The following is a 26,753-nucleotide window of genomic DNA, read 5'->3' on the forward strand; positions in this document are numbered from 1 at the left end:
TAGCATGATCCGGTCCCTCTTGATGGCAACGGCGGCTTTTGCCAGCTTTGCAAGCGCGGCACAGGCACAGCAGGTGGAAACCCAAGCCGTCCCCGGTTTCGCCGACTTTATCGCCGTGGATGGTGATACCATCTGGGTAACCAACCGTGGCCGTGTGGAGCACTGGTCGCGCAAGGGCAAGCTGGGCGAAGTGCCGCTGGCCCGCCCCTGCGGCGCGATGGCGATTATGGGCGATGCGCTGTTTGTGGCCAATTGCGGCGATGGCACTTTGGCCCGTATCGATCGCGCCTCAGCCAAATTGGCCGCCAGCATCGCCACCGGCATCGCCAACCAGAAAGAAGGCGAATTGAACGTGGTGGCAGGCGCTGGCTCAATCTGGCTGGCCAGCGATGCCAAAGGCGTGGTCAGCCGCATTGATCCGGCCACCAACAAGGTGATCGCCACCATCGCGGTCGATCCGGCCACCACCTATCTGGCCTATGGTCTGGATGCCGTCTGGGCCGCCAGCCCGCAAAGCCAGATGCTGCAACGCATCGATCCCAAGACCAACAAGGTGACCGGCAAGGTGGCCTTGGGGCGCGGGCCCGGCTTTCTGGTGGCGGGCGAAGGCGCGGTATGGATTCAGGAGCAGGTGGATGGCACGCTGGTCAAGATCGATCCGCAATCGCTCGCTATTCTGGGCCGCGTTAAACTGGGCGCCAATTTGAAATGGGGCGATATTGATACTGGCGCGGGCAAGGTCTGGCTGCGCACCACCGATGATCAGGTGTTTGTCGTGGTAGATGCAGCCACCATGGCGGTGGATGCCAGACTGGGCAAGGCAGCGGGCAGCGGGGCCTTGCGCTTTACACCCGATGGCGTCTGGACCACCGCGCATGACGAACACACGTTAAGCTGGTGGCCCAAACAGGATTGGAAAACGGCGGGTAAATAGGCGGCCTAGAACAAGGCGCCCTAAAACAAGGCGCCCTAAAACAAGGCATCGTCAAACAGGGCATCATCGTCATCATCGTCAAAGCTGGTGACGGATGCCGAACCGCTGCTGATCGGCGCCATGCCGGGCAACAGGAACCGGTCATGCACCACGCGCTCGCTGGCCATCGTATAGCTGCGCCCCAGATTGGGCAGCAGTTCATGGAGCACCGCCTCAGCCGCTTCATCCAGCGCCGCAGGGTCGCCCGCCTGTTCGGCCAGCATCACGCTGGTCGAGGCGATCATTTGGCCCAAACCGACATTGGCCTCCATCTGGTCCCGCGTGCGGCGTAACAGGTCGGAAATGCCGTTGCTGCGCTCACCAGCGGCGGCCATGGCTTCTTCGGTCCGCATCGCGCCTTCGCGGATCGTGGCCAAGGATTGGGCCAGTTCATCGCCCGTGTCGCCCTTGTCCGCCTGCGCCTGTTCGCGCAGCCGTTCCGAGGCGGTGTTAAGCTGGTCCGCCGCCGCCGTAATCGCGCCGATCGACGTATCCAGCTTCTCCGAATAGCTGCGGATTTCATTGGCCACCACCGTCATCGGGCGACCAATCGCCTCCACACGGCGGCATTGCAGACCGATGTTAATCGCCATCAATTGCACATCAATGCGCAGGTTGCGGATCGATTCCGCCCTTTCGGCCAGATCATCGACTGTGGCGATAATCATGGTCAGCGTTTCTTCGGCCTGCCGGTCGGCTTCCTGCAACTGGGCAATCATGGCGGTGGCTTCGGCAATGCCGCTCTCCATCCGGCGCAGGAATTGGCCGCCATTGTCATCGCCACCCTTGGCCTGTTGCAAGGACACCAGACGCATCGCATCGGGCTCCATCGCGCGCAAGGATCCGATCAGAACCCGCGCCTCGCGCTCGTAATCCTGTGCCGTTTCGCGCATCTGCGCCTCCAGCAGGCGTAGCACATGGTGCCGCACCGCCTGCTGGGTCACGGGATCGCTCATGCGTGGCGCATATTCATCCAGCAATTGGCAGCCATAGAGCACATGCTCCATGCGTTGCCGCGCAATATCGTCAATCTGGATCGCGCTGAGGATCGAGGCGATCTTGTGCTGGATGGCATTGGCCAGTTCGCCGGTGGTTTGCGCCATATCCAGCAATTTCTGCTGATGCCCCTGCAGCGCGCCCGCATCATGCACCAGACGATCGGGCACTTCGGGCACCACGCGGGCGCATTCCCGTGCCAGACGCCCATCGGACAATTCCATGCGGGCCAGACTGGTTTCCAGCGCGGCAATCTGGCTGTCGAAACCGGCGGCGGATTCTTTTCCTGCCACCAGCTTTTCGGCCATCAAATTGGCGAAATCGACAAATTCCTCGCGCCCGAAAGCGGTGATTTTGACGTTGATGCCATAGATGCGCAGCACTTCGAGCGCCTTGCGCACATCCTCCACCTGCGCGCCCATCTGGCGGGTGCTTTGGCGGATCAATTGCACCTGACCGCCGCGATAGTCCACCTGTTGCGCCACGCAAAGCAGGCGGCGGGCGGCCAGTTTGAGATTGCTGACCGCGCCCACCGCCTCACCCTGACCAAAGGCGGCGGTGACATGCTGCAGGCTTGAAATGACCGTGGCGATGGATTCAACCGCGCTTTCCAGCATCCCGCTGATGCCGCTAAAGCCGGCATGCAGGTCGGACAAAACGTCCTCCATCCGGTCGCGCAACATGGCGGTGCCCTGCTGGCTGTCACCAGTGACATCCCATGAAGGCACGGTCAGTCTTTGCTCAAGCCCCAAAAGTTTTCTCCTTAACGGGCCGTGGCCTGCAAAACTTCACCCGCAATGGATTCCAACGGAACAATGCGGTCCGCCGCGCCGCGCGCAATCGCTTCCTTGGGCATGCCGAACACCACCGATGTGGCCTCGTCCTGCGCAAAGGTACGGGCGCCGGCCTGCTTCATTTCCAGCAAACCCCGCGCGCCATCGTCCCCCATGCCGGTCATGATCACACCCACCGCATTGGAACCGGCACAGCGCGCCGCCGAACGGAACAGCACATCCACCGAAGGGCGATGGCGGCTGACCAAAGGCCCGTCGCGCACATGCACCAGATAGCGCGCGCCCTGTCGCTCCAGCATCGTATGTTTGCCACCCGGCGCGATCAACACATGGCCGCGCATCACCGTGTCGCCATCCTCGGCCTCTTTCACGCTGACCTCGCACAAGCTGTCGAGGCGCTTGGCAAAGGCGCGGGTGAAATGTTCGGGCATATGTTGAACGATCACCATGCCCGGCGCATTGGCGGGCAAGGCTTCCAACACTTCGCGCAAGGCCTCGGTGCCACCGGTGGAGGCGCCGATGCACACCACCATTTCGGTCGTCTTGGTCATGGCGCGACCGGTGGGCGGCGGCAAAACCGCATCGGCGGTCAGCTTGGCCTGCGGTTCCAGTCGAGCGGGAACAGGCCGCCCCTTACCCCCCTTCACGCGCGCGCGGGCCGCTGCTTTCACAGTATCGCGGATCATCATGCGTTGCTCGGCCAAATGGTCCGCCACGCCCACGCGCGGCTTCAAAATGACATCCACGGCTCCCGCCTGCATGGCTTCCATCAAAGTGGCCGACCCATCCTCGGTCAGCGAGGAGCACATCACCACCGGCACGGGGCATTGCGACATCAACTTGCGCAGGAAGGTTATGCCATCCATGCGCGGCATTTCCACGTCCAGCGTGATTACATCGGGCACTTCCTCGGCCAACATGCGCGCCGCGGCGAAGGGATCGCAGGCGGTGCCGATCACATGCAGATCAGGGTCTTCTTCCAGAATAGATTTCAACGTCTGGCGGACACTGGCGCTGTCATCAATGACCAGCACACGGGTTTTGGCGGAAGCACCCATCGCCTATTTCCTTTTGAACACGGTGTTGGAGGCAGGGGTGAGCGGCAGATCAAGCCCTGTGATAGACTCCGAATGACCAAGAAACAGATAACCACCACTCACAAGATTGTCGCAGAGGCGGGAGACAACCTTTTGCTGGGTGGGCTTGTCGAAATAGATCAGCACATTGCGGCAAAAGATCATGTCCACCGGTTTGCCGATCGGATAATGGCTGTCCATCAGGTTCAACTGGGCAAAGCCGATGCGCGAGCGCAGCTCGGGCACGATGCGACCCTCGCCCCGCCGCCGGTCATTGGCCTGCATCACATAGCGCTGGCGCAACAGCGCTGGCACTGGCTCCAGCATCTCTTCGGAATAAATGCCCCTTATCGCCGTCGCCAACACATTGGTGTCCAGATCCGTGGCCAGAATGGCGTAATCAGGCCCGCCATGCGCCTGCGCATAATCGTCCAGCACCATGGCCAGCGTATAGGGTTCCGCGCCAATCGAACAAGCCGCGCTCCATGCAGAGATCGAGCGGCGACCCGCGGCCTGATAGGCAGGCAGCAAAGTGTTGCGCAAATAGTCGAAATGGCGCGGCTCGCGGAAGAAGTCGGTCTTGTTGGTAGTTACCGCATTAATCAGATGCACCAACTCGCTGTCATCCACCTCGCCTTGCAAAACCATGGCGCAATATTCGTTCAACGTTTCGGCATCCAATGCCCTTGCGCGCCGCCGTAAACGGCCTTCCAGCATGGTCTGTTTGGAAGGCGGCATGCGGATGCCGGTGCGGTCATAGATAAAGGCCGATAGCTGCTTGAAATTGCGCGGACTCAGCCCATCCGTGCTGGGGGCTGTCACCGCAATCTTGGCAAGGGCCTGCGCCTTGGCAGCCATCTTACCCCTCCACACCCATGGAGGCATGGAACGGCAGATGCACCGCCTCGTCACAGCCAAAGATGCGGCCTACATCCAGGATCAACACGAATTGTCCTTCTTCACGCAACACGCCGGCGATGAAATCGGAACGCCAGCCAATGCCAATGTCGGGCGCGGCCTCGATCCGCGAACGGTCAAAGGCGCTGACCGCCAGCACGCGATCGATCACCACGCCCAGCGCCAGTCTGCGATCGGGCAAAGGCACATCCAGAATGATGATGCGCGTGGCCAAGGTCGGTTCGGCCGCGTCCAGCCCCAACCGCAAGCGGAAGTCCACGGTGGGAACCCCCTGCCCGCGCACATCGGTCAGCCCCAGAAAATGCGGCGGACCGCCCGGCACTTTTGAAGGTGCCTGATAGTCGAGGATTTCCCGCACCAGCCCCACCGGCACGGCAAAGACCTCATCCCCAAGGCCGAAAGTAACGACCTGCATATCCGCCGCGCCGCTCATCAGGCAGCCCGCCCGAAGTCGGAGTCATCCTCATCCGCCCCGCCACTGGTCAGATCCAGCGCAAAGCCTTTGAGGCGGTTTTGCTGGTCAGCCACGGAATTGGGCTTGGCCTTCTTCAGCGGCTTGGCCTTGGCTTTGGGCGCGGGGGCTGCGGCACGCTGGACCGGCGCCAGTTGCGCGGCGGCGCGGGCAAGGCGAGCGGCGCGGGCATTGTTGTCGACGCGGAAATAGGCGATGCTAGCCTGCAATTCCTCGGCCTGTGCGGCCAATTCCTCACTGGTGGAGGAGATTTCCTCCGAAGCGCCCGCATTCTGCTGCGTCACCTTGTCGAGCTGCTGGATCGCCTCGTTGATCTGCGCCGCGCCAATATCCTGTTCGCGACAGGCCGCGCTGATTTCCGAAATCAGTTCGGCTGTGCGGCGGATATCAGGCACCAGCTTGGTCAGCATATCGCCAGCCTCGGTCGCGGCCTTCACCGTTTCGGAGGACACCGCACCGATTTCCGCCGCCGCTGCCTGGCTGCGTTCGGCCAGCTTGCGCACTTCGCTGGCCACCACGGCAAAACCCTTACCATGTTCACCGGCGCGCGCCGCTTCCACCGCGGCGTTCAGCGCCAAGAGGTCGGTCTGGCGGGCGATTTCCTGCACGATGGAGATTTTATCGGCAATGGTACGCATCGCCTGCACGGCGGTGTTCACCACCTGACCCGAGGCCTCGGCATCGCGCGAGGATTGACGGGCGATCTTTTCGGTCTGGGCGGCATTGTCGGCGTTTTGTTTGATATTGGCGGCCATCTGCTCCATCGAGGCCGAGGCTTCTTCCGCCGCTGCCGCCTGTTCGGTGGCCCCTTGCGAAAGCTGTTCGGAACTGGCCGAAAGCTGCTGGCTGCCCGAGGAAACGCTTTCCGATGCCACCGAAGTGTCCGACACCACATTGCGCAAGCGTTCGATCATCGCAACCAGCGCGCTGCCCAAAGTATCGCGATCGGACAGAGCCTTGAAATCAATGGTGAGATCGCCCTCGGCAATGCGATCGGCGGCTTGCGCCGTCTTGCGCAGATTGGCGGTCATCATGTTGACCGTATCGACCAGATCGCGGATTTCATCGTCGCTGTTGACGCGCACCTCCTGATCCAGATCGCCGATGGCCACATAATTCATGGCATCAGCAATACGCTTCAACCCGCTAGAAATCGTGAGCGAAATCCAGATGGCGGCAGCGATGCCGACAACAACTGCCAGTACCGTCAAACCAATAAACAGCGTGCTGGCATCAGAATAGGTTTGCTGCGCCTCGTCACTGGCCTTGTCGCCACCTTTCACATTGATTTTGACCAACTCCATCAGATCATTGGAATAATCATCATACAGAGCCGCACTGCCAATCAGCATAGCGCTTGCTTCGGCATTCTTGTTCTGTCGAGAGAGGGCAAGAAACCGCTCGGAAACCTCTTGATATCGCGAAAACTTTTCCGAAAAGCGATTATAGACCTGCCGCTCTTCATCGGACGATATAAGTTTTTCATAGCGCGCCCGCTGTGCGCCCAACTCGCGAAGGGTGGCATTGATCAACCCGTCAACCTTGCGCATTTCCTCGGCATCGGTCGAAACCACATGCTGGAACTGCAACACACGCAAATCCGATGTCCCCGTATTGAGGCGATGAACGCTGTCGATACTGGGCATCCAATTGGTGGTGATTTCGGTTGAACGGCCATTGATCTGCCCCATCTGCTTTATGCCGAATAACCCCAAGGTGGCGGTAATCAGCAGCACGGCTGCAAATGCTCCGGCAAGTTTGGCCTTTATTGTGGCACGCATGTTCCAAATCCCCTTCCGCCTTCTGGCGCCGTTCTTCCTTCATTGACCCGAAAGATTGTGTTGATCAGTAAGCTAGGCCCATTCTGTCCCCTCCGCGCTGGGCGGACTGGAAGATTTGGGGTAAATCGGGCAGCACGATCACCCCGTCAGGGCGACGCACCAACCCGCGCGCATAATCGCGCCGCCAGCGCAGCCCGACCGCAGGCGTATCGGCGGCATCGCGCTGGTTGAGCAGGGCAACCTCATGCACCTTGTCCGTGCGCAGACCGATATGGGTCTGTTCCCCATCCAGCTCGGTTTCGATCACCACAATGCGGCTGTCGGGTGTGGATGGTTCAATCGCCATGCCAAAGGCCACGCGCAAATCGGCGATCGGGATGATCTTGCCACGGAAATTGACGATGCTGCCCACCAGATCGGGCGCGCCGGGCACTTTGGTTTCGGGCAAGAGATCAAGGATTTCGCGGATCATCACCGCTTCGACCGCCAGTCTTTCCTCGCCCACATCAAAGGTCAGCACTTCCAGCTGGCCATCCTCGTTCCATTGCGGCTTGTTGCTTTCGGCCATGGTCAGTCACCCTACCGCGCGCAAACGCGCTTCCCGCTGTTGGCCAAAGGCCACCAGATGCATAACGTCCAGAATGAGCGCCACCCCGCCATCGCCAAGGATCGTAGCGCCGGAGAAACTGCCGATCTCGCGGTGCAGGCTGGACATGGATTTGATCACCGTCTGGTGGCTGCCGATGATCTGGTCGACCACCAGACCAACGCGTTCGCCGCCGGTGGAGATAACCACGATCTTCTGGAACTGGTCCGGCTCGGTGCCGGTGTTGAACACTTCGCGCAGGCGCAGGAAAGGCACCAAAGCGTCGCGCAACTGGATCATGGAACGCCCACGCATCCGCAGGTCTTCCGAAACCGGCAGCTCGATACATTCCTCCACCGCCGCCAGAGGGATGACATAACGCCCATCGCCCACACGCACCAACAGCCCCTCGATAATCGCCAAGGTCAGCGGAATGCGCAAAGTGATGGTCGAGCCCTTGCCCTGCTCGCTGGCCACATCGATGCTGCCGCGCAGGCCTTCGATGGTGCGCTTGACCACGTCCATGCCCACGCCACGCCCCGACAGATTGGTAATCTGGGCCGCGGTGGAAAAGCCGGGATGGAAAATCAGCTGCAACAGCTCATAGTCGGTCATCACCTGACCAGGCTGGATCAATCCATTGGCCTCCGCCTTGGCCCGCACCCGCGTGCGATCAATGCCGCGCCCGTCATCGCTGATGGTGATCAACACCTCGCCACCCGCATGCTGGGCAGACAGCTTGACCTGACCTGCCGCAGGCTTGCCCACCTGCAAACGCTCTTCGGCCGTTTCAAGCCCGTGGTCGCAGGAATTGCGGATCAGATGGACGATGGGATCGGCCAATTGCTCGGTCACCGTCTTGTCCACCTCGGTGCTTTCGCCCTCGGTCACCAATTCGATGGTCTTGCCCGTTTCGCGGGACAGGTCATGCACCAATCGGCGGAAACGGTTGAACAGGCTGGCCACCGGCACCATGCGCAACACCATCATCGTGTCGCGCAATTCACTGGCCAGTCGCTCGATCTCTTCGGAAATGGAACGCAGGGCCAATTCGCCCGCTGCGCCTTCCACCCCGCTATTGGCCAATTGCGACAGGCGGCTTTGCACGATCACCAATTCGCCCACGCGGTCCATCAAAATGTCCAAGCGCTCGGCGGGCACGCGCACGCTCTCGCTGTTGCGCGGGGTGGCGTTTTTCGCCGTGGCCGCAGCATCATTGGTAGCCACCGTAACCGGTTGATCGGGCACGGCCTGGGTCTGGGCAATAACCGGCGCTTCCTCGGTGCATTCCAAAGGTTCGAGGCGCAATTCCATGTCGTCCATCACAAAGATGAACACATCCTCGATATCCTCGCGGCTGATATCGCCCCGCAATTCAACCTGCCAACCGATCATACAGTCAGTGGGCACCAAATCGGGCAGATTGGGCAGATCATCCAAGACCGCCACCACTTGCGCCTCGCCCAGATCGCGCAATTCATCCAGCAGGATCAGCGGATTGGTGCCATTGGCCATCGCGCCGGGGGGCAGGCGAAAGAACAGCTTCCAGCCCTGTGCCTTGGCGCTATCTGCGACAACCGCTCCATCCGCCGCTGCCACAACCGCCACGGCCACAGTCGCCGCCGCAACCGGCGCATCGCCCATCGCCGCATGCAGTCGCTCCAGAATGGCATCGCCCGTGGCCTCCAGCCCTGCGCCGTCACCTTCAACCAAGGCGCGCATATGGTCCATGGCCGAAAGGATCACCGACACCAATTCGGGCGTGGCTGGCGTCAGCCCTTTGCGCACGCGGTCAAAGGCGCTTTCGCAATGGTGGGTGAATGTGGCCAAAGCGTCAAAGCCGAACATCGCGCCCGAACCTTTGAGCGTATGCAGCCCGCGAAACACCGCGTCGATCAAGCCGCGATTGTCGAGTTGATGGCTCAGGTCCAGCAGCGCCTGCTCCAGACCTTCCAGCAGATCGCCAGCTTCCACCCTGAAGGCGGCAATGGGATCATCGCCGCTCACCGGCCCAACACCTTGCGCGCGATTTTCAACAATTGGTCGGGCACAAAGGGTTTAACCAACCATCCGGTCGCCCCCGCCGCCTTGGCCGCCTGTTTCATCGCATCATCCGACTCGGTGGTCAGGAAAATGATCGGCGTTCCGGCCTGATTGCCCAGCTTGCGGATCTCGCGGATCATCGACAGCCCGTCCATATTGGGCATGTTCAGATCGGTCAGGATCATGTCAAACTTGGCTGCGCGGGCCTTGTTCAACCCATCCATACCATCCACCGCCTCGGTCACGCTATAGCCCGCGCCGGTGAGCGCGATGCGGGTGGCGACGCGCACGCTGCTGGAATCATCGACTGTAAGGATAGAGGCGCTCATGCCGGTTGTTCTCCGTGGAACCAGAAATCAATGGTTTCGGGGGTGAGTTTGGTGAGCATGCCCGCCCGTTTGAGCAAGGCGGTCACCACCGCATTGGCTGGTGCGGTCAGGCGGATGGCCTTGTGTTCGCGCAGAGCATAGGCGCGGGCCACTTCCACCAATTGCAGGAGAGACAGGTCGGCGTCTTTTACGCCCGCCAGATCCAGCGCCACGCTGGCATGGCCTTCCATCGCCCCGGTCAGGCTGGCATGGGTCGCGGCAATGGTCTGAACGGTGGCAATTTCGCCAAAGGGAACTGTAGTGCTCATCAAGCTCTCCCGAATTCTTTTCGGGAATAGCCCATTCCGCCTCAAGGGGGGGTTACACAGCCCCCCTCGCGCTTGTCCCTAGGCAGCTTTGATTAGACCGCGTTACTGGGATTCTAACCCTAATTGACTGCGATCCACCAAAGTAGCCGCCAGCTCAGCTTTGGCAGAAGATTGACGATAGTCAGCATCAACTTGGCGCAATCTGGCATCCGCTGCGGCCTCTTCCCGCAGATTTACCAGCAGAAAGTCACTGGCGCCCAGACTGAAACGCCGCCTTTCGGCCTCGGCCATGCGGGCCGACAGGGCGGCTTCATCGGCGGCCAGTTGCGCCAATTTGTCCGAACCGGTCACCTGCGTTTTCAGATTGGCAATCTCCACCCCCAATTGCTGCTCCAGCAAACGGCGGCGCTGCACCAAAGCATCGGTTTCGGCGGCCACTTCTGCCAGCTTGCCCTTGGCCTGACGCTGCTCCAGCGGGACAGTAAAGCGCAGCCCGATAATCGCTTCGGCAGGGCGGCGGACATAGCCCATATAGCCACCCTCGCCGATGTCCTTGGAGGCTTCGACCCGTAGGTCCAGCCTTGGCCGCAATTCATTCTGCGCCATGGCCCCGCGCAAACTGGCCTGCGCCAGACGCGTTACCAGCATTTGCACATCCGGCCGGTCGGCAATCGCCTGTGCCTCGTCCAACGTGGCGCGGCTTTGCAATTTGGGCAGGCTGTCGGGCAGGCGATCGGCGGTGGGAACGACAGGCTCGCCCTCGGCATTGCGCAGGAACAGCGACAGGGCATTGGCCTGCAGCGCCAGATCCTGCTCGGCGCGCACCAGCAAGGATTGGCGGCGCACGATATTCTGCCGGTTTTCCACTGCCAGCATCGCCTGACGCGCGCCAGCGGCCACCTGCTTTTCAATCGAGGCCTGCCGCTCGCTAGCCAGCGCCAACAGGTCGCGGTAGATTTTCAACCGCCGCCCTGCGGCCACCCATTGCTGATAGGCATCGATCGCGCGGCGCTGCACGCCCACCGCCACCATATCCCGTTCCAGTTCGGCCAGATCGGTGTCCAGCCCAGCAATCTGCACCCGCCCGCGCCGGTCATCGATCAACCGGTCACGCAACAGCGAGAAGACCGCGCCGACCTTCACCTCGCCCAGCTGGTTGGTGATGGATTTGCCATCATAGCTGGGAAAGGGCCCCATAGACAGGCGATAGCCCGCATAGACATTGCCGCCATTATTGGCCATCGGCCGCGAGGCCTTGGCTTCCAACGTGGCGCCATTGTAATAGCCCATCGGCTTCCATTGGGTATCGCCATCAAACACCAGATCAAACAGGCCCTGCGTCGACAACATCCGCGCATCAGCCTGTTTCTGCCGCGCGACTGCCTCCAGAATTTGCGGCGCATAGGAGGCGGAGGACGTCAGCACTTCCTTGAGAGTCAGTTCCTGCGCCTGCACCACCGACGAGATCGCCAGCAGGCCCGCGCCGATCATCCAGCGCATCATTTGCCTTCCTCGCCATAATCGCCGCCCTTGGCCTTGTCCTTGCTTTTGGCCTCCTTGCCGCCCTTGTCGGCCAGCCCCTTGCCAGCACCCTTGCGCGGGCCGGTGTTTTGCGGGGTGGGGAATTCCAGCGGGAAGTCGTTCAACTGGCGCCACAATTCATAGCCCACGCTGACCGTCTCCATCTGGATCCAACCGCGCACCTTGGAACCAAGCCGCACGAAATTATTGTCCGGCCATGCCCGCCCACCGGGCAAAGGCTCCACCAACACGCGGAACAGGCCGCTATCCAGCGCCGAAGGGTCAATCGAGCGCACCTGCCCGTCAAACATGCCCTGCGCCACCGAGGGCCAACCGCTGAACTGGATCGCGGGCCAGCCTTCGAAATTGAGCCGGACATGCTGCCCCTTGCGCACCATGGCCACATCGCGGCCATCGACCTGCAATTCCACCACCTGCTTGCTATGTTCCGGCGCCAGAGTGGCCAGCCAGTCCCCCGCGCTGACCAAAGACGCACCCGCCGCCGTGTTCAACGCCTGAATGCGCCCACTGCGCGGCGCGCGCACCACCTGCGCGGACTGTCGGTTAAGCGCAATATCGGCGCGGTTCAGCTTGGCTTTGGCCTCGGCCAGTTTGGCGCCCATTTCGGCCACTTTGATCTGCGCATTTTCATAATCGCGCCGCGCGGCCAGACCTTCGGCAAACATCATGCGCGAACGGTCCACATCCAGCTTGGCCACCGCCATCGCCTGACTGGCCGCATCAATCTGCGCCTTCACCTGCGCCCTTTCGGCGGCCAGACGGCTCAGCACATCGGGATCATTGTCCATCACGCGGGCGATGGGATCGCCTTCCTTCACCGACTGGCCATCGGTGACATACCATTGTTCCACCCGACCCGGCACCAGCGCGGTGATCTGCTGCACGCGGTCATGCGGGTCCAGCGCGGTCACCTGCCCCGTGCCCGGCGCGGTTTGCACCCATGGTACCGTCAACAGGAACACCACAGAGGCGGGAATGGCGATGCCCACCATCCATGCCACCGCCCGCATCACGCGCGGCGGCTTCATCTGGGCCAGCGTGCTGAACCGCTCCATCTGCATCGCACGCATGCTCATGCCGACACCTGTGTCACAAAACTATCCTTGGCAAATTGGCGGATGTCATCCAGATCGCGGCCCCGCTGCTGGCTCTGGCTGCCCAGCCACAGCCAACTATCGGGCGCCAAGCCTTCGGGCCTGCCGGTAAATTGCAGAACCGTGGTGCCCGATTGACGGAATTGTTCCAGCACCTGCTGCAAACGCAAGGGCGGCAACAGGTCATAAAGCGGCGAGAGCAACAGCACCTTGGGCCGCGCCAGCAAGGCTCCGGCCAGTTTCAGCGCCATGGTCTCCCCCACCGCCAAGGGCCAGCCAAGGTTGGACAGCATCGTGTCCAAACCTTCGGGCAATTGCCCCACCCGCGCGCCAAGCCCGACCAGTTCCAGCGCGGCCAGCATGTCTTCATGCCGGTCACCGCTGGCCAAGGCCAGATATTGGCGGACCGACAATTCCACAATCGTGGGCCGATCCAGCACCACCACATCTGAACGCAGGCGCACCATGTCAAAGGTGCCCAGATCGATGCCGCCGATGCTGATCATGCCGCGACCGGGCACTTCCAGACGTTTGAGCAGCACCGACAGGCTGCGCTCGACACCGGCAGCGGCCAGAATGGCCACCTGTTCACCCGGCGCCAGTTTGAAGTCAAACTTGTGCCCGCCATGTTCGACTGCGCGAAACTCGATCGCGCCATGGGGCAAAGCGGGCGCATCCAGTGCAGGTGGAGCTTCCTGCGGCACGTCCCAGAACAGCGACAATTCTTCCAGACCGCCCACCAGATCGTAGAAAATCTCCAGATAATTGCCCAATTGCGCAATGCCGTAAAACACGCCCGACAGGATCAGTTCGGCGGCCACCAATTGCCCGATCGACAATTCCCCTGCGATGATCAGCATACCACCCAAGGTCAGCAGACCGGCGCTGGCCAGCGCGTAAAGCAGCAGCAGGCACAGGGTCTGGCTGAAAGTATAGCGGAAATGCGCGCTATGCTTGGCCACGTAATCGGCGGTCAAAGCCTCGGACTGGTCCATAGCATAATGCATGTGGCGACTGGATTTGTAGAAACCGTTGGAACCGCCCACGCTGGCCAGCCAATGGGCGGCGGCATGTTTGGAATGGCTTTTGGCAATGGCCGTGCGCATCGCCCCATGCGACCAGATGCGCCAGATGATCAGGATGATCGCCAGCAACACCGCGTTAAAGGCAAGGAAGAAAGGGTGGTAAAAACTGGTCACCACCAGCCCCACCGCGCTTTGCAACACAATGGCAAAGCCGCCGATGAGCAGGCTGGTCAGCGCCTTTTGCACCGTGGCAAGGTCAAAGAAGCGGTTGAACAGGTCTCCGTTACGGCGGTCGTGAAAGAAGGGATTGCGCGCATGGACCGCGCGCAGGGTAATCTCGGCCACCATACGCGCAAAGAAGCGCCGCTCGAACAGGGCCATGACATGGACCCGCAGCGCGCTGAGCAGGCCTGCCAGCAGCAACAGGCCAAATAGGATGGCCGAAAGCGTGAACAAGGGAGCGGGCAGCGCGATATTGGCCACGGCATTGACCAGCAATTGCACCGAGATGGGCGTGGCCAGAGACAGCAGCGAAATGGCCGCACCATACATCAGCGCCATGCGCAGATAGGGGCCATCGGGACCCAATACACGGGCCCACCAGCCCGCCACGGTCCTTAAACCCACATTCTGTTTTGCCATGCAACAGCACTCCCTTTCGCAACTGCACAAGAATTAGGCGGGCGAGATTTTAGCGCAAGAGGCGGTCACAAAATGTAACAGAGGAGACAGGTTGAGAACCTATCTGCAAGGAAGTGGAAACAAAACCTGCCCTTTAGGACTCACTTTTCCCCAAGTAAGGCGCGCGGCGCGGCAAATTCCAGCTGACCCAGAACACCACAACCATCATCGCCGTGACATACCAGTAAAAGGCCCCTTCCTGACCCTGAGTCTTGGCCCAGAGCGCGACATATTCCGCGCTGCCCCCGAAAATGGCATTGGCCAGCGCATAGGCAAAGCCCACGCCCAAGGCCCGCACCTCTGAAGGAAAGAGCTCCGCCTTGATGATGCCAGCCACCGATGTGTAAAAACTGACCAGAAGCAGCGCGAGGCTGATCAAGGCGCCTGCGACCCAAGGGCTTGCCGTGCCGCGCAGCAAAGTCACCAAGGGCACCACCAGCAAAGCGCCCCCGCCGCTGAAGATCAGCATATTGGCCCGCCGCCCGATCCGGTCGGACAAGGCGCCCATCACCGGTTGCATCAGCATGAAGAGGAAGAGACAGACCGTCATCACCTGACTGGCCGTGGCTATCGGCATGCCCGCACTGTTGACGAGGAATTTCTGCATATAGGTGGTGAAAGTGTAAAAGATCAGCGAGCCACCCGCCGTAAAGCCCACCACCGAGAAGAAGGCTCGCGGATGTTCGCGCAACAAAGCTGACAGTTTGCCCGCCTCCTGCACATCCTGCCCATGTTCGGCGCTTTCGGGCAAGCGCCGCCGCGCCGCCAAAGCCACCATTGCCCCTGCCGCGCCCAACGCAAAGGGAATGCGCCAGCCCCAGGCCTTGAGCGAAGCCTCGCCCAGACCGGCCTGCATCACCACCACCACCAGCGAGGCCAGCAATTGCCCACCCACCAGCGTGACATATTGGAAAGAGGACAGGAAACCGCGCCGTCCCTCGCTTGCCACCTCGCTCATATAGGTCGCCGCAGTGCCATATTCGCCGCCCAGCGCAAAACCCTGCACCAGTCGCGCCAGCAGCAACAAGGCCGGCGCCCATAGGCCGATGCTGGCATAGGTGGGCATCACGGCGATCGCCAGCGAGCCTGCGCACATCAACAAAACCGAGACCAGCAAGGAAAACCGACGCCCGCGCCGGTCGGCCAGTCGGCCAAAGGCCCAGCCCCCGATCGGGCGCATCAGAAAGCCAACCGCAAACAGCCCTGCCGTATTGAGCAATTGGCCCGTGGCATCGGCTTTGGGGAAAAAAGCGGGCGCAAAATAGAGCGAGCAGAAGGCATAGATATAGAAATCAAACCATTCGACCAGATTGCCGCTGGAGGCCGCGATAATCGCCCCCACGCTGCCTTTGTCCTTGCCACCCATAACACCCCCGCATCAACGCCAGAACCAAGGATGGCAGAGACAGCCCCCCAAGGTCCAGCGCATAAAAAAGGCCCGCCGGAATAATACCGGCGGGCCTCTAAAAGAGGGCGGGTGATTAGCCCCGCCCGGCAGGGTCCGTATTAGAACTTGATGCCAGCGCGCACGCCATACATGCGCGGGTCAGAGACCTGCAGCGTGCCGTTAACGCCAGCGCCAGCAGCCGTCACCAGCAGCTTGTTTTCCAGATTCTTGACATAGGCCTGCACGAAATACTTCTTTTCAGGAGCCGTGTAGGTCAGGGTCGCTTCGGTCTGGGTATAGGAAGGCTGGGCGAAACGACCGATGATCGACAGCGCCATCAGCGTGTAGCTGCTGGAATACTTGCTGCGCACCGCGGCCACCACTTCACCGCCATTGTTCAGGGCGAAGGTGTGGCTGTAACCACCCATGATGGTCAGCGACGGCGAACGGTCGAGCTTCACGCCCTTCCAGTTCAGGGTCGGATAGGCGGCAGCATTCGGATAGAACTCACCATAGCGCGCGTTCAGATAGTTGACCGACAGGTCCAGCTTGTCAGCCTTGCTGGCCATGAAGGTGGCTTCGGTTTCGATACCGTCCACCTTGGCCGAAGCGGCGTTGGTGGTCTGGGTGCACTGCGTGCCGCCAGCGCAGAACGGACCGACCTGGGTCAGCTGCAGGTTGTTGTAATTATAGTGGAAGATCGACGCGTTCAGACGCAGGCGGTTTTCCATCAGGCGGGTCTTCACGCCCATTTCAAAGGCGGTCAGGGTTTCCGGCTGATAATACAGCGTGCTGGCCGACAGGGTGCAGCCCGTGTAGGTGCCCACTTCGCAACCATCGTTGAAACCACCAGCCTTGTAACCGGTCGACACGGTGCCGAACAGCAGCGTGGCAGGGTTCACGTCATAGTCGAAACCGACCTTCCACGTGGCCTTCTTGTACTGACGGTTGGCGCGGTTGGGGGTTTGCACGTCACCGGCGGTGGCGCAGTTGGTGTCCACGGCGCAGGTGACGGTCGCGCCGTTACGTGCCTTTTGGTCGGCGGTGTAACGCGCACCGGCGGTGAAGCGCAGCTGGGGCATCGGGTTATAGGTCAGCTGACCAAACGCGGCCTTGGAATCCGACATCACATAGTGCTGGGGGAAACCGAAGACATAGCCCAGCTGGCCGGGCTGGAAGCGCAGGCCCGTGGCGCCATTGGTGCGGTTGTAGATGAACAGCTGGATGTCAGCGCGTTCCTTGAAGTAATACAGGCCAGCCTGAGCGCGGACCGGACCGTCACCATTGGTCGACAGGCGCAGTTCCTGGCTGTTCTGCCAGTACCAGCCATTGAACATGTTGGGGGCCAGACCACCGATGTTGGTGGCGTTCACCGGACCATAATAGCTGTAATTGCCTTCGTTACGGCGGAACTCACGATAGGAACCGACATAGTTCAGGGTCACAGGGCCAAGGTCATACTTGAATTCGGCCATACCACCATAGGTGGCATTGTTGCGGTGCAGACCATTGGCCAGACCGATGTTGGGCAGGCCATCAGCGGTGGGCGCGTTCAGCGTCAGCAGCTGGGCGTTGCTCTTGCCATCGGCGGTGTAAACAGGGTTCACCGTGGTGGTGGTATAGCCCGAGTAGAAGTTGCTGGTGGGCAGCGCGTTGCTGCTGATACCCTTCATCTGGGCATAGTCAGCGCGCAGGACCAGATCACCATGGTCAAACTTCAGCAAGGTGGTGAAACGGGCCGACAGGTTGTCCTTGAACGGCGACAGGTTCAAACCATTGAGGTTGTTGCCAGCGCGCAGGAAGCTGTCACGGTGGTCCCAGTTGACCGCCAGACGCACACCCAGATTGTCGCGCACGGGTGCGTTCAACACGGCGGTCATCTGGGTGTTGTTGTAGTTACCATAGGCGGCGTCCACCGAACCCGACAGCTTGGTCAGATCGGGGCGGTTGGTGATGACGTTCACAGCGCCAGCGGTGGTGTTGCGGCCGTAAAGCGTGCCCTGCGGACCACGCAGCACTTCGACGCGGCTGATGTCGTAGAAGGAAACTTCCTGAGCCTGCTGGCGGGCGATATAAACGCCATCGCCCATGAAAGCGGCCGAGGGATCGCCCTTTTCGGTGCCGTCCGCGCTGGTCACGCCGCGGATGGTGATCTGCAGACCGTTGTTACGGTTGATCATCACGCTGGGAACCTGGTCACCCAGGTTGGTGGGGTTGGTGATGCCGGCGGTGCGCAGAGCGTCGCCCGAAACGGCAGTCAGGGCAATCGGGGTCTTGGACGCCAGAGTTTCAAAGCGGGTGGCGGTAACGATAATGTCGCCGTTGGCATCAACGCGCGATTCCTGCGCCAAGGCCGGTGCAGCGGCCAGAACGGCCAGCAGCGAGGCTCCGCCCAAAACGGATTTCTTCAGCATAGTGTACTCCTCTCCAAAACACACAAATTCTTCCATTCTGCGCAGCCATGCCACGCAGAACGACCCTCTTTGGGGATATCAGGAAACCTTCTTTAGCAGCCCACTTGCGCCAGTCGCTCAAACCTTGGCGAGCCGATGTGACCGATTACAGAACTGCCGAAAAATAAATGCCACACGACGTGACGACCTCAAGCCCCCTTCAATCCCGAAACCCCTGCGCTCTATCTCGGCGCTGTCTGATGTTGGTTGGCATAACAGCATGACCTGCACCATGCAATAGCGCTAACCCTAGGCAGTGGACCCTCTGACCACCAATTCATGCGGCAAAATGACGCTTTGCTGCTCGGTGGGCTTTTTATGCAACACCTCGTCCAGCGCCCGCATGGCCGCTTCGCCCAAATCGCCCACCGGTTGGCGGATAGTGGACAAAGGCGGATAGGCAAAGGCGCCAAAGCGGATGTCGTCAAAGCCGATCACCGCCACATCCTGCGGCACACGAAGCCCGCGCGAGAGCACCGCCTGCTGCGCGCCAATCGCCATTTCGTCATTGGCGCAAAACACGCCATCAACACCCAAACCCTTGTCCAGCAACAGATTCATCGCAGCAAAGCCCGATTCGATGGTAAAGTCCCCCTCACCCATCATTGCGCCATCAATCGGCAAACCAGCAGCGGCCAAAACCTCCCGATAGCCCTGCGCACGATCAAGGCTGAGCGAATTGTCGGCAGGGCCGGTGATTGTGGCAATCTTGCTACAGCCACGCTGCACCAAATGCATCACTGCCATGCGGGCGGCAGCGACATTGTCGATTCCCACCGTCGGGCATTGCAACCCGTCGAAACGTTCACAGGCCAGCACCAGAGGAATGGAAGGCGCCTGCCCCGCCGCCACACTGGCCTGCACCATGGTCGGCAACAGCGATCCCAGCAGGATCAGGCCGTCGGCAATCCGCGTCAACACCAGATCCGCGTAATAATCCAGACGCTCCTGCTTGCCCTGTGTTTCACCCAGCAAGACGCGATAGCCCATGTCATGGGCCAGATTCTCGATCCCCTTTACAATGCCGCTGAAGAAAGGGTTCGAGATATCAGGCACGATCACAATGATCGTTTCCTTACGCTGGCGCCGCAATTGGCGGGCGATGGCATTGGGCGTGTAATTCATCGCCGCCACGGCTTCCTGCACCCGCGCCCGCGTCTCGGCGCGCACCGCATCCGGTTCGGACAGGGTACGAGACACGGTAGCAACAGACACGCCCGCCTGCCGCGCAATATCGCGGATGGTAACCAAAGCAACCCACTCCCATCATGCCACTCCGGCAGGCACATGCCCGCCGGAGCCCCACAGATTCCCCCTCGCGGGCTGGCTTTAGATGGTGCCAGCCTTCAGGAATTCGCTGGCATGATAGGCTGCTCGCGCCGACATGGCCATATAGGTCAGCGAAGGATTTTGACATCCGCTCGAAACCATGGCTGCGCCGTCGGTGATGAACAGGTTGGGCACGTCATGCGCCTGATTATATTTGTTCAAAACCGAAGTCTTGGGATCGGCGCCCATGCGTGCCGTGCCCATTTCATGGATGCCAAGACCCGGAGGATGCAGACGACCGGTTTCATAGGTGATGGTCGCACCGGCAGCCTTCAGCATCGCCTTGGCATCTTCCAACATCACGCGGCCCAGCGCCTTGTCATTCTCGCCATGTTCGCAATGGATGTGCAGCTGGGGAATACCCCATTCGTCAACCTTGCTGGCATGCAGCGTCACGCGGTTTTCCGGATTGGGCAGCATTTCGCCAAAGCCCGAAAGGCGTGCCACCCAAGGACCGGGGTGACGGGTACGCTCTTTCAATTCCTTGCCGACGCCCGGTTCGGAACCGGCCACGCCGCGCCAGCCCTGACGCATCACGCCACCCTGGAAACCATAGCCGCGCAGATAGCTCTCGTTCTGGCTTTCCACATTGCGATAACGCGGAATGTAAAGACCGTTGGGGCGACGGCCACGATGATAGGTGTCGGGACCATCCATCACGCCCATCACGGTCGGACCATAAACGTGGTCCATCAAATTGCGGCCCACCTGATCCGAGGAATTGGCCAGCCCGCGCGGATTGGCATCATTGCGTGAATTGAGCAGCACCTGCGCGCTGCCAATGGTGGAGGCGCAAAGGAAGATCACCTTGGCCTCGTAAGTGCGGGCCTGCTTGGTCAGGCGGTCGATGATACGGACACCCGTAGCCTTGCCCGTCTTGGGATCGGTCACGATCGAATGCACGATCGCATCGGTCACCAGCGTCATATTGCCGGTACGCTGCGCGGCGGGCAGCGAAGACGACAGGCTGGAGTGATAGGCGCCGAAGCTGCAACCACGCTCGCACAGCGAACGATATTGGCAGGGGTTGCGGCCCAGCTCGATATGATGGGGCTGCGGCTCGGTCAAATGGGCGCAACGGCCCTGAATGACCTTGCGATCGGGGAAGTTCTTTTCCACCGCAGCCTTGAACAGCTTTTCACCATCGGTCATCGGCATGACGGGCAGGAACTTGCCATCGGGCAATTGCGGCAGACCTTCATTGGCGCCGGACACGCCGATAAAGGTTTCCACCTTGTCATACCACGGCGCCAGATCGTTGTAACGGATCGGCCAGTCGATACCATGGCCGTCGCGCGCGTTGGAGCTGAGGTCCATTTCCGAAAGGCGATAGGTCTGGCGGCCCCACATGATCGAGCGGCCACCCAGATGATAGCCGCGGATCCACGAGAAGGGCTTGCCTTCGGGCGTTTCATAGGGGTGCTGGCTGTCCTTCACCCAATATTGCTGGGTGGCGGTGTTGACCGCATAGCACTGACGCTGGATCGGATAGTCCTTTTCCAGCACATCTTCAGGCACTTGGCCCGCCGTGGGCAATTCCCAAGGCTGCATCCAGTCGTTGTAATCCGCGCCGTGCTCGATCTTGCGACCGCGTTCCAGCACCAGCGTCTTCAAGCCGCGCTCGCACAGTTCCTTGGCAGCGATACCGCCGCTCATGCCGGAACCGATTACAATGGCGTCAAACATGGCTTCTCTCCCAAAAACTTTTCTTGCTTATCCGACGTTGGCACCGGCCCAAGCGCGGGTCTGCGGCGTCAGGGGAATCGAGGCTTCCCATGCACCGGGTACATGTTCGTAACGCAGTTCCACCGTGGCACCCGGCTCGCTGAAATAATACAGCATCACCAGCAGATCCTTGAGCTTGGTATAGGCCGCATCCACCTTGAGATGGGCCTTGTCATAGGTGCGCAGGAAAGCCTCGCGCTGGCTAGCGGGCAACAGCGTAAACGGCTTGCCTGCCTCGGTTTTTGCGGCCGTATCAATCGCGGCCAAGGCGGCAAGGAACTGCGCCTTATGCTCGGCATTGGCCCAGTTTTGCAGCAGGCCGGCAAAGCGCGCAGGCACGCCCACCTGCAATGCGCCGGGCGTATCGGTGCGCGGCACCAGAGTATCAGCCACCGCCGAAACCAGCGCCATGGTCGGCGCATCCAAAGCGGGCTTTCCTTTAGCCGGAGCCTTGGCCGCCGCGGCCATGGCATCCAGCGGAAGCGCAGCCGCCCCGATCAACGCCGCCACGCTTTCCAGCATGCGCCGACGATCCATCTCGATCATCTTCATTTTGACCGCCTCTTCCCAATTGTGTGTGGTCGATTGTTTTGTGGAGGATAGGAATAAGAATGTTGGCTTGACCAGAGCCATTCTTCTCTGGCAACCTCGGTGAAAATATGGGGTAGAGGATCAGACCTTGTCAACACAAACACGAAAATTGAGCCTTTTCATCATGATGGCTCTACAATTGGCCATTTGGGGGGCCTGGGCGCCCAAATTGTTCCCCTATATGTCCATGCTGGGCTTTACCGCCGGACAGCAGGCTTTGGTGGGTTCCTGCTGGGGCATCGCCTCGGTGGTGGGCATCTTCTTTTCGAATCAGTTCGCAGACCGTCACTTCGCTGCCGAGCGCTTTCTTGCGGTCAGCCATGTAATCGGTTCAATCTGCCTGCTGGGCGCAGCTTACTCCACCAGCTTCCCTGCCTTTTTCGCCTTTTATCTGGCCTATAGCCTTGTGTACGTGCCCACTCTGTCGGTCACCAACACGGTCGCTTTTGCCAATCTGCCCAATGGCAAGGACTTCGGCCAGGTCCGTTCGGGCGGCACGGTAGGCTGGGTGATGGCCAGCTGGCCCTTCGTTTTCATCCTGTCCGAACATTCCGGCGTGGAACAGGTAAGGTCGATCTTCCTCGTTTCGGCGGGCATCTCGTTTGCTCTGGCTGTCTTCTCGCTCACCCTGCCCCACACGCCTCCGAAAAAGGGCGGCGAAGGGCTTGATTCGCTGGCATGGCGCCGTGCGCTGGGCTTGCTGAAGAAGCCTTTCGTGGCAGTGCTGTTCTTTGTCACCTTCCTCGATTCGGTGGTGCATAACGGCTATTTCGTGATGGCCGACGCTTTCCTCACCAATCGCGTGGGCATTGCGGGCAACCTGTCGATGGTGGTGCTCAGCCTGGGCCAGATTGCCGAAGTGCTGACCATGCTGGTGCTGGGCGTGGTGCTGGGCAAGCTGGGCTGGCGCAAGACGATGATCGTGGGCATTCTGGGCCATGCCGCCCGTTTCCTTGCCTTTGCCTTTCTGGCCGATAGCGTTCCGGCCATCATCGCGGTGCAGCTGCTGCATGGCATTTGCTACGCCTTCTTCTTTGCCACCGTGTACATCTTCGTGGATGAAGCCTTCCCGAAAGATGTCCGCTCCAGCGCGCAGGGCCTGTTCAACCTGCTGATCTTGGGCGTGGGCAATATGGTTGCCAGCTATGTGTTCCCCAATCTGATCGCCCGCCTGACCGGTGCCGATGGCAAGGTGGATTATTCCACCCTGTTCCTCGTGCCCGCAGGTCTGGCCGCTCTGGGCGCGCTGGTGCTTGCCTTCGCCTTTAACCCACCCACGGCCGCACCGGCCGGGACCTTGGAGGATGCATAAAATGTCGATCAACCTTAACCGCCGTGGCCTGCTGGCCGGCATGGGCGCGCTGGGCTTTGCCGCCGCCGCCCCTGCCATCGCCGCCCCGCGCAAGCCGTTTTTTGCAAAGCTGAACAAGCCGATCGGGCTTCAACTTTACACTTTGGGCGATGCCGCCACCAAGGATCTGGACGGCACTTTGGCGAAATTGGCCGCCATCGGCTATCGCGAGATCGAATTGCCCGGTTTCTATGGCATGGATCCCAAGGCCTTGCGCGCCGCTGCCGACAAGGCTGGCCTGCGTTACACCAGCATGCATATGACGCTGCCCGCACGCGTGCCGCCTGGCTCGTTGACGCTGATGAGCAGCCCGCAGGAAATCGCCGATGCGCTGGGCACGCTGGGCATTCATCAGGCCGTGCTGCCCATGCCGTTGCTGCCCGACAACTGGACCCCGCCCAGCAACCCTGCCGACATGCGCCCCGCGCTGATCGCGGGCGTCGAAGCGGGCGGTCTGGACATGTGGAAGCGTCTGGGCGGCGTGCTTAACGAACGCGCGGCAGCCTTGAAGCCGCATGGCATCGACCTTGGCTATCACAACCACAATATGGAGTTCAAACCGCAGGGCGGCACCACCGGTTGGGAAGTGCTGACCAAGGAACTTGACCCCAAGCTGGTGTTCCTTGAACTCGATCTGGGCTGGACCACGGCGGCGGGCCATGACGCGGCAACCGAAATTGCCAAGCTCAAGGGCCGTATCCGCATGGTGCACCTGAAGGATGTGAAGCCCACCACCAAGACCAATTACACCTTGCAGCAGGACCCGACCGAAGTGGGTTCGGGCAAGCTGGACTGGCACCGCATCCTGCCCGCCTGCGCGGCATCGGGCGTGACCAATTATTTTGTGGAGCAAGAGCCGCCCTTCGCGAGCGACCGCTTCACCGCGGTGAAGAAGTCCTTCGACTTCCTCAGCCGCTTCGTAGCCTGAACACCCTGACTGGCAGGGGGTAGCCTTGCGCTGCCCCCTGTCTTTTTGGGGCGAAAAGGCCAGACTGACTGAAAGACAGGAAAGTGCAATGGTAGCGCGACGTTTACGCATGGGCCTTATTGGTGGCGGCCCTGGCTCGTTTATCGGGCCTGTCCACCGTATCGCGGCGGAACTGGACCGCGAAATTGAACTGGTGGCGGGTGCCTTTTCCAGCAGCGCGGAAAAGTCGAAGATCGCGGGCGAGACCTATCGCATCGATCCGGCCCGCGCCTATCCCGACATTGCCACCATGCTGGCCAGCGAGGCTGCGCGAGAGGATGGCATTGATTTTGTGGCGATTACCACGCCCAACCACATGCATCTGCCCGCAGCGAAAGCCGCGCTGGAGGCTGGCATTGCCGTCATCTGCGACAAGCCCGCGACGACCACGCTGGCGCAGGCGCATGAACTGGCCGCCATCATCGAAAAAGCGGGCAAGCCCTTTGCCCTCACCTACACCTATTCGGGCTATCCGCTGGTCCGCGAAGCCCGCGCCCGTATTGCCGCTGGCGCCTTGGGCACGATCCGCAAGGTGACGGTGGAATATCCGCAGGGCTGGCTGTCCAAACCCGATACCGGCAAGCAGGCCGAATGGCGCGGCGACCCATCGCGTTCGGGCGTAGGCGGCTGCATTGCCGATATTGGCGTGCATGCCTTCCATCTGGCCGAATTCATCACCGGCCTGCGTGTCACGCGTTTGCTGGCCGATCTGGGCACGGTGGTCGAAGGCCGCGCGGTGGATGATGATTGCCAGATGTTCCTGCGTTTCGACAATGGCGCACGCGGCAGCCTGCTGGCCAGCCAGATTGCGGTGGGCGAGCGCAATGGCCTGTCGATCCGCATCTATGGTGAAAAGGCCGCCCTGCGCTGGCGTCAGGAAGAGCCGAACCAGCTCTGGATTTTCCATGATGATGGCCGCAGCGAATTGGTGCAGGCGGGCGATCCCGCGCTGGGCAGCGACGCGCAATGGGCAAGCCGCACGCCAGGCGGCCACCCCGAAGGCTATCTGGAGGCTTTTGCCAATCTCTACCGTGACTTTGCCCGCATGTTGCGCGGCGAGGAAGGCGCGCTGGTCCCCGGTATCGAGGACGGTTTGCGCGGCATGGCCCTGATCGAAACGGCGGTGGCGGCTTCTGCTGCTGGCGCTGGCTGGGTCGATTTCACGGTTTAAACCCAAGGATTATTTCCATGAAAACCATCAAAGGCCCCGGCATTTTCCTCGCCCAGTTTGCAGGCGATGCCGCGCCGTTCAACTCTTTGCCCGCGATTGCCGATTATATGGCAGGGCTGGGCTATAAAGGTCTGCAAATCCCCAGCTGGGACGCACGCCTGTTCGATCTGGCCAAGGCTGCCGAAAGCCAGACCTATTGCGACGACGTAAAGGGCATGCTGGCCGACAAGGGGCTGGAGATCACGGAACTCAGCACCCATCTTCAGGGGCAGCTGGTCGCCGTGCATCCGGCCTATGACGCGCAGTTTGACGGCTTTGCCGCGCCCGAAGTGCGGGGCAATCCGGTGGCGCGTCAGGCTTGGGCGGTGGAACAGATGAAGCTGGCCGCCAAGGCTTCGCAGCGTTTGGGCCTGACCACCCATGCATCCTTCCCCGGCGCTTTGGCATGGCCCTATGTCTATCCCTGGCCGCAGCGTCCTGCAGGTCTGGTGGAAGATGCATTTGACGAATTGGCCCGCCGCTGGAAGCCGATCCTTGACGTGTTTGACGAAAACGGCGTGGATATCGGCTTTGAAATCCACCCCGGCGAAGACCTGCATGACGGCGTGACGTTTGAGATGTTCCTCGAACGCGTGAACAACCACCCGCGCGCCAATATCCTGTATGACCCCAGCCATTTCGTGCTGCAATGTCTGGATTATCTGCAATTCATCGACATTTACCACGAACGCATCAAATGCTTCCATGTGAAGGATGCCGAATTCCGTCCCTCGGGCCGCAGCGGCGTCTATGGCGGATATCAGAGCTGGGTGAACCGTCCGGGCCGCTTCCGCAGCCTTGGCGATGGTCAGGTCGATTTCGGGCAGATCTTTTCCAAGATGGCGCAGTATGACTTTGCCGGTTGGGCCGTGCTGGAATGGGAATGCGCGCTCAAGCATCCCGAACAGGGCGCGGCAGAAGGCGCGCCCTTCATCGCCAAGAATATCATCCGCGTCACCGAACATGCCTTCGACGACTTCGCCGATTCCGGTTCGGATCGCGATCTCAACAAGCGCATCATGGGCTTCTGATCCCTCGCGCCCCTTTCGCAAGGAGGCGGGCGCAAAAGAAAGGGCGGAAGGGAGCATTCCCCTTCCGCCCTTTTTCATGCCTTTATGCAGG

At 60.8% G+C, this 26,753-nt stretch carries 22 protein-coding genes; 5 read left to right on the forward strand and 17 right to left on the reverse strand.

Features of this window, described 5'->3' with window-relative positions:
• Positions 1–4: 4 nt before the first annotated feature.
• On the forward strand, positions 5–934 hold the full coding sequence (locus EOE18_RS02435) for a Vgb family protein (protein WP_127705897.1): 930 nt from the start codon (positions 5–7) through the stop codon (positions 932–934).
• 35 nt (positions 935–969) lie between these two features.
• Here EOE18_RS02435 and EOE18_RS02440 read toward each other — a convergent pair whose 3' ends face one another.
• The 17 genes from EOE18_RS02440 to EOE18_RS02520 all read right to left on the reverse strand — a co-directional run bounded on the left by EOE18_RS02440 (position 970) and on the right by EOE18_RS02520 (position 22,064).
• Entirely contained in the window at positions 970–2,721 is a 1,752-nt protein-coding gene (locus tag EOE18_RS02440) for a hypothetical protein (protein WP_127705899.1), read from the reverse strand.
• 11 nt (positions 2,722–2,732) lie between these two features.
• Complete coding sequence (locus EOE18_RS02445) at positions 2,733–3,821, reverse strand: protein-glutamate methylesterase/protein-glutamine glutaminase (protein ID WP_127705901.1); 1,089 nt, start codon at positions 3,819–3,821, stop codon at positions 2,733–2,735.
• Between the two features lie 3 nt (positions 3,822–3,824).
• The gene (locus EOE18_RS02450) at positions 3,825–4,697 is read right to left on the reverse strand and encodes a CheR family methyltransferase (protein WP_127705903.1); all 873 of its coding nucleotides are present in this window, start codon (positions 4,695–4,697) and stop codon (positions 3,825–3,827) included.
• 1 nt (position 4,698) lies between these two features.
• A complete protein-coding gene (locus EOE18_RS02455) occupies positions 4,699–5,190 on the reverse strand; it encodes a chemotaxis protein CheW (protein ID WP_127705905.1) in 492 nt (163 codons plus the stop codon).
• Entirely contained in the window at positions 5,190–7,010 is a 1,821-nt protein-coding gene (locus EOE18_RS02460) for a methyl-accepting chemotaxis protein (RefSeq protein WP_127705907.1), read from the reverse strand. Before EOE18_RS02460 ends, EOE18_RS02455 begins: the two co-directional genes overlap by 1 nt.
• Positions 7,011–7,074: 64 nt before the next feature.
• Positions 7,075–7,578: a chemotaxis protein CheW gene (locus tag EOE18_RS02465; protein WP_127705909.1), complete on the reverse strand. Its 504-nt coding sequence runs from the start codon at positions 7,576–7,578 to the stop codon at positions 7,075–7,077.
• Positions 7,579–7,584: 6 nt separating this feature from the next.
• On the reverse strand, positions 7,585–9,603 hold the full coding sequence (locus EOE18_RS02470) for a chemotaxis protein CheA (protein ID WP_127705911.1): 2,019 nt from the start codon (positions 9,601–9,603) through the stop codon (positions 7,585–7,587).
• Positions 9,600–9,968, reverse strand: a complete 369-nt coding sequence (locus EOE18_RS02475) for a response regulator (RefSeq protein WP_127705913.1) — start codon at positions 9,966–9,968, stop codon at positions 9,600–9,602. The genes EOE18_RS02470 and EOE18_RS02475 overlap by 4 nt, the downstream gene beginning before the upstream one ends.
• Positions 9,965–10,276, reverse strand: a complete 312-nt coding sequence (locus EOE18_RS02480; RefSeq protein ID WP_127705915.1) for an STAS domain-containing protein — start codon at positions 10,274–10,276, stop codon at positions 9,965–9,967. The genes EOE18_RS02475 and EOE18_RS02480 overlap by 4 nt, the downstream gene beginning before the upstream one ends.
• Before the next feature lie 102 nt (positions 10,277–10,378).
• Positions 10,379–11,779: a TolC family protein gene (locus EOE18_RS02485; protein WP_164852640.1), complete on the reverse strand. Its 1,401-nt coding sequence runs from the start codon at positions 11,777–11,779 to the stop codon at positions 10,379–10,381.
• Entirely contained in the window at positions 11,776–12,894 is a 1,119-nt protein-coding gene (locus EOE18_RS02490) for an efflux RND transporter periplasmic adaptor subunit (RefSeq protein WP_164852641.1), read from the reverse strand. The genes EOE18_RS02485 and EOE18_RS02490 overlap by 4 nt, the downstream gene beginning before the upstream one ends.
• Positions 12,891–14,579, reverse strand: coding sequence for an ABC transporter transmembrane domain-containing protein (locus tag EOE18_RS02495; protein WP_127705917.1), 1,689 nt, complete (start codon positions 14,577–14,579; stop codon positions 12,891–12,893). Before EOE18_RS02495 ends, EOE18_RS02490 begins: the two co-directional genes overlap by 4 nt.
• Positions 14,580–14,712: 133 nt before the next feature.
• Positions 14,713–15,984, reverse strand: a complete 1,272-nt coding sequence (locus tag EOE18_RS02500; protein ID WP_127705919.1) for an MFS family transporter — start codon at positions 15,982–15,984, stop codon at positions 14,713–14,715.
• Between the two features lie 140 nt (positions 15,985–16,124).
• Positions 16,125–18,419 carry a TonB-dependent receptor gene (locus EOE18_RS02505; protein ID WP_164852642.1) on the reverse strand — a complete coding sequence of 765 codons (2,295 nt, stop codon included), beginning with the start codon at positions 18,417–18,419 and terminating at the stop codon, positions 16,125–16,127.
• A gap of 288 nt (positions 18,420–18,707) precedes the next feature.
• Positions 18,708–19,709 (reverse strand): LacI family DNA-binding transcriptional regulator, encoded by a 1,002-nt coding sequence (locus EOE18_RS02510; protein ID WP_127705923.1) that lies wholly within the window; start codon positions 19,707–19,709, stop codon positions 18,708–18,710.
• Between the two features lie 78 nt (positions 19,710–19,787).
• Positions 19,788–21,473 (reverse strand): GMC oxidoreductase, encoded by a 1,686-nt coding sequence (locus EOE18_RS02515; RefSeq protein WP_127705925.1) that lies wholly within the window; start codon positions 21,471–21,473, stop codon positions 19,788–19,790.
• A gap of 27 nt (positions 21,474–21,500) precedes the next feature.
• Positions 21,501–22,064 carry a gluconate 2-dehydrogenase subunit 3 family protein gene (locus tag EOE18_RS02520; protein WP_127705927.1) on the reverse strand — a complete coding sequence of 188 codons (564 nt, stop codon included), beginning with the start codon at positions 22,062–22,064 and terminating at the stop codon, positions 21,501–21,503.
• Between the two features lie 148 nt (positions 22,065–22,212).
• Here EOE18_RS02520 and EOE18_RS02525 point away from each other — a divergent pair, with 148 nt between their 5' ends.
• From EOE18_RS02525 to EOE18_RS02540, 4 genes are all read left to right on the forward strand, one after another.
• Positions 22,213–23,415: an MFS transporter gene (locus EOE18_RS02525; RefSeq protein WP_281278034.1), complete on the forward strand. Its 1,203-nt coding sequence runs from the start codon at positions 22,213–22,215 to the stop codon at positions 23,413–23,415.
• Position 23,416: 1 nt separating this feature from the next.
• Positions 23,417–24,382 carry a sugar phosphate isomerase/epimerase family protein gene (locus tag EOE18_RS02530; protein ID WP_164852643.1) on the forward strand — a complete coding sequence of 322 codons (966 nt, stop codon included), beginning with the start codon at positions 23,417–23,419 and terminating at the stop codon, positions 24,380–24,382.
• A gap of 88 nt (positions 24,383–24,470) precedes the next feature.
• A complete protein-coding gene (locus tag EOE18_RS02535; RefSeq protein ID WP_246027226.1) occupies positions 24,471–25,592 on the forward strand; it encodes a Gfo/Idh/MocA family protein in 1,122 nt (373 codons plus the stop codon).
• Positions 25,593–25,609: 17 nt separating this feature from the next.
• Positions 25,610–26,662, forward strand: coding sequence for a sugar phosphate isomerase/epimerase family protein (locus EOE18_RS02540; RefSeq protein WP_127705933.1), 1,053 nt, complete (start codon positions 25,610–25,612; stop codon positions 26,660–26,662).
• The last annotated feature ends 91 nt before the right edge of the window (positions 26,663–26,753 follow it).

It is taken from the genome of Novosphingobium umbonatum, from assembly GCF_004005905.1.
Taxonomy (GTDB): Bacteria; Pseudomonadota; Alphaproteobacteria; order Sphingomonadales; family Sphingomonadaceae; genus Novosphingobium; species Novosphingobium umbonatum.

Coding starts and splice junctions, on each gene's coding strand:
- EOE18_RS02480 (WP_127705915.1), bottom strand. CDS start 10,276: ATGAGCACTACAGTTCCCTTTGGCGAAATTGCCACCGTTCAGACCATT.
- EOE18_RS02485 (WP_164852640.1), bottom strand. CDS start 11,779: ATGATGCGCTGGATGATCGGCGCGGGCCTGCTGGCGATCTCGTCGGTG.
- EOE18_RS02515 (WP_127705925.1), bottom strand. CDS start 21,473: ATGTTTGACGCCATTGTAATCGGTTCCGGCATGAGCGGCGGTATCGCT.
- EOE18_RS02540 (WP_127705933.1), top strand. CDS start 25,610: ATGAAAACCATCAAAGGCCCCGGCATTTTCCTCGCCCAGTTTGCAGGC.
- EOE18_RS02475 (WP_127705913.1), bottom strand. CDS start 9,968: ATGAGCGCCTCTATCCTTACAGTCGATGATTCCAGCAGCGTGCGCGTC.
- EOE18_RS02450 (WP_127705903.1), bottom strand. CDS start 4,697: ATGGCTGCCAAGGCGCAGGCCCTTGCCAAGATTGCGGTGACAGCCCCC.
- EOE18_RS02445 (WP_127705901.1), bottom strand. CDS start 3,821: ATGGGTGCTTCCGCCAAAACCCGTGTGCTGGTCATTGATGACAGCGCC.
- EOE18_RS02530 (WP_164852643.1), top strand. CDS start 23,417: ATGTCGATCAACCTTAACCGCCGTGGCCTGCTGGCCGGCATGGGCGCG.
- EOE18_RS02435 (WP_127705897.1), top strand. CDS start 5: ATGATCCGGTCCCTCTTGATGGCAACGGCGGCTTTTGCCAGCTTTGCA.
- EOE18_RS02505 (WP_164852642.1), bottom strand. CDS start 18,419: ATGCTGAAGAAATCCGTTTTGGGCGGAGCCTCGCTGCTGGCCGTTCTG.
- EOE18_RS02500 (WP_127705919.1), bottom strand. CDS start 15,984: ATGGGTGGCAAGGACAAAGGCAGCGTGGGGGCGATTATCGCGGCCTCC.
- EOE18_RS02455 (WP_127705905.1), bottom strand. CDS start 5,190: ATGAGCGGCGCGGCGGATATGCAGGTCGTTACTTTCGGCCTTGGGGAT.
- EOE18_RS02520 (WP_127705927.1), bottom strand. CDS start 22,064: ATGAAGATGATCGAGATGGATCGTCGGCGCATGCTGGAAAGCGTGGCG.
- EOE18_RS02535 (WP_246027226.1), top strand. CDS start 24,471: ATGGTAGCGCGACGTTTACGCATGGGCCTTATTGGTGGCGGCCCTGGC.
- EOE18_RS02495 (WP_127705917.1), bottom strand. CDS start 14,579: ATGGCAAAACAGAATGTGGGTTTAAGGACCGTGGCGGGCTGGTGGGCC.
- EOE18_RS02490 (WP_164852641.1), bottom strand. CDS start 12,894: ATGAGCATGCGTGCGATGCAGATGGAGCGGTTCAGCACGCTGGCCCAG.
- EOE18_RS02460 (WP_127705907.1), bottom strand. CDS start 7,010: ATGCGTGCCACAATAAAGGCCAAACTTGCCGGAGCATTTGCAGCCGTG.
- EOE18_RS02465 (WP_127705909.1), bottom strand. CDS start 7,578: ATGGCCGAAAGCAACAAGCCGCAATGGAACGAGGATGGCCAGCTGGAA.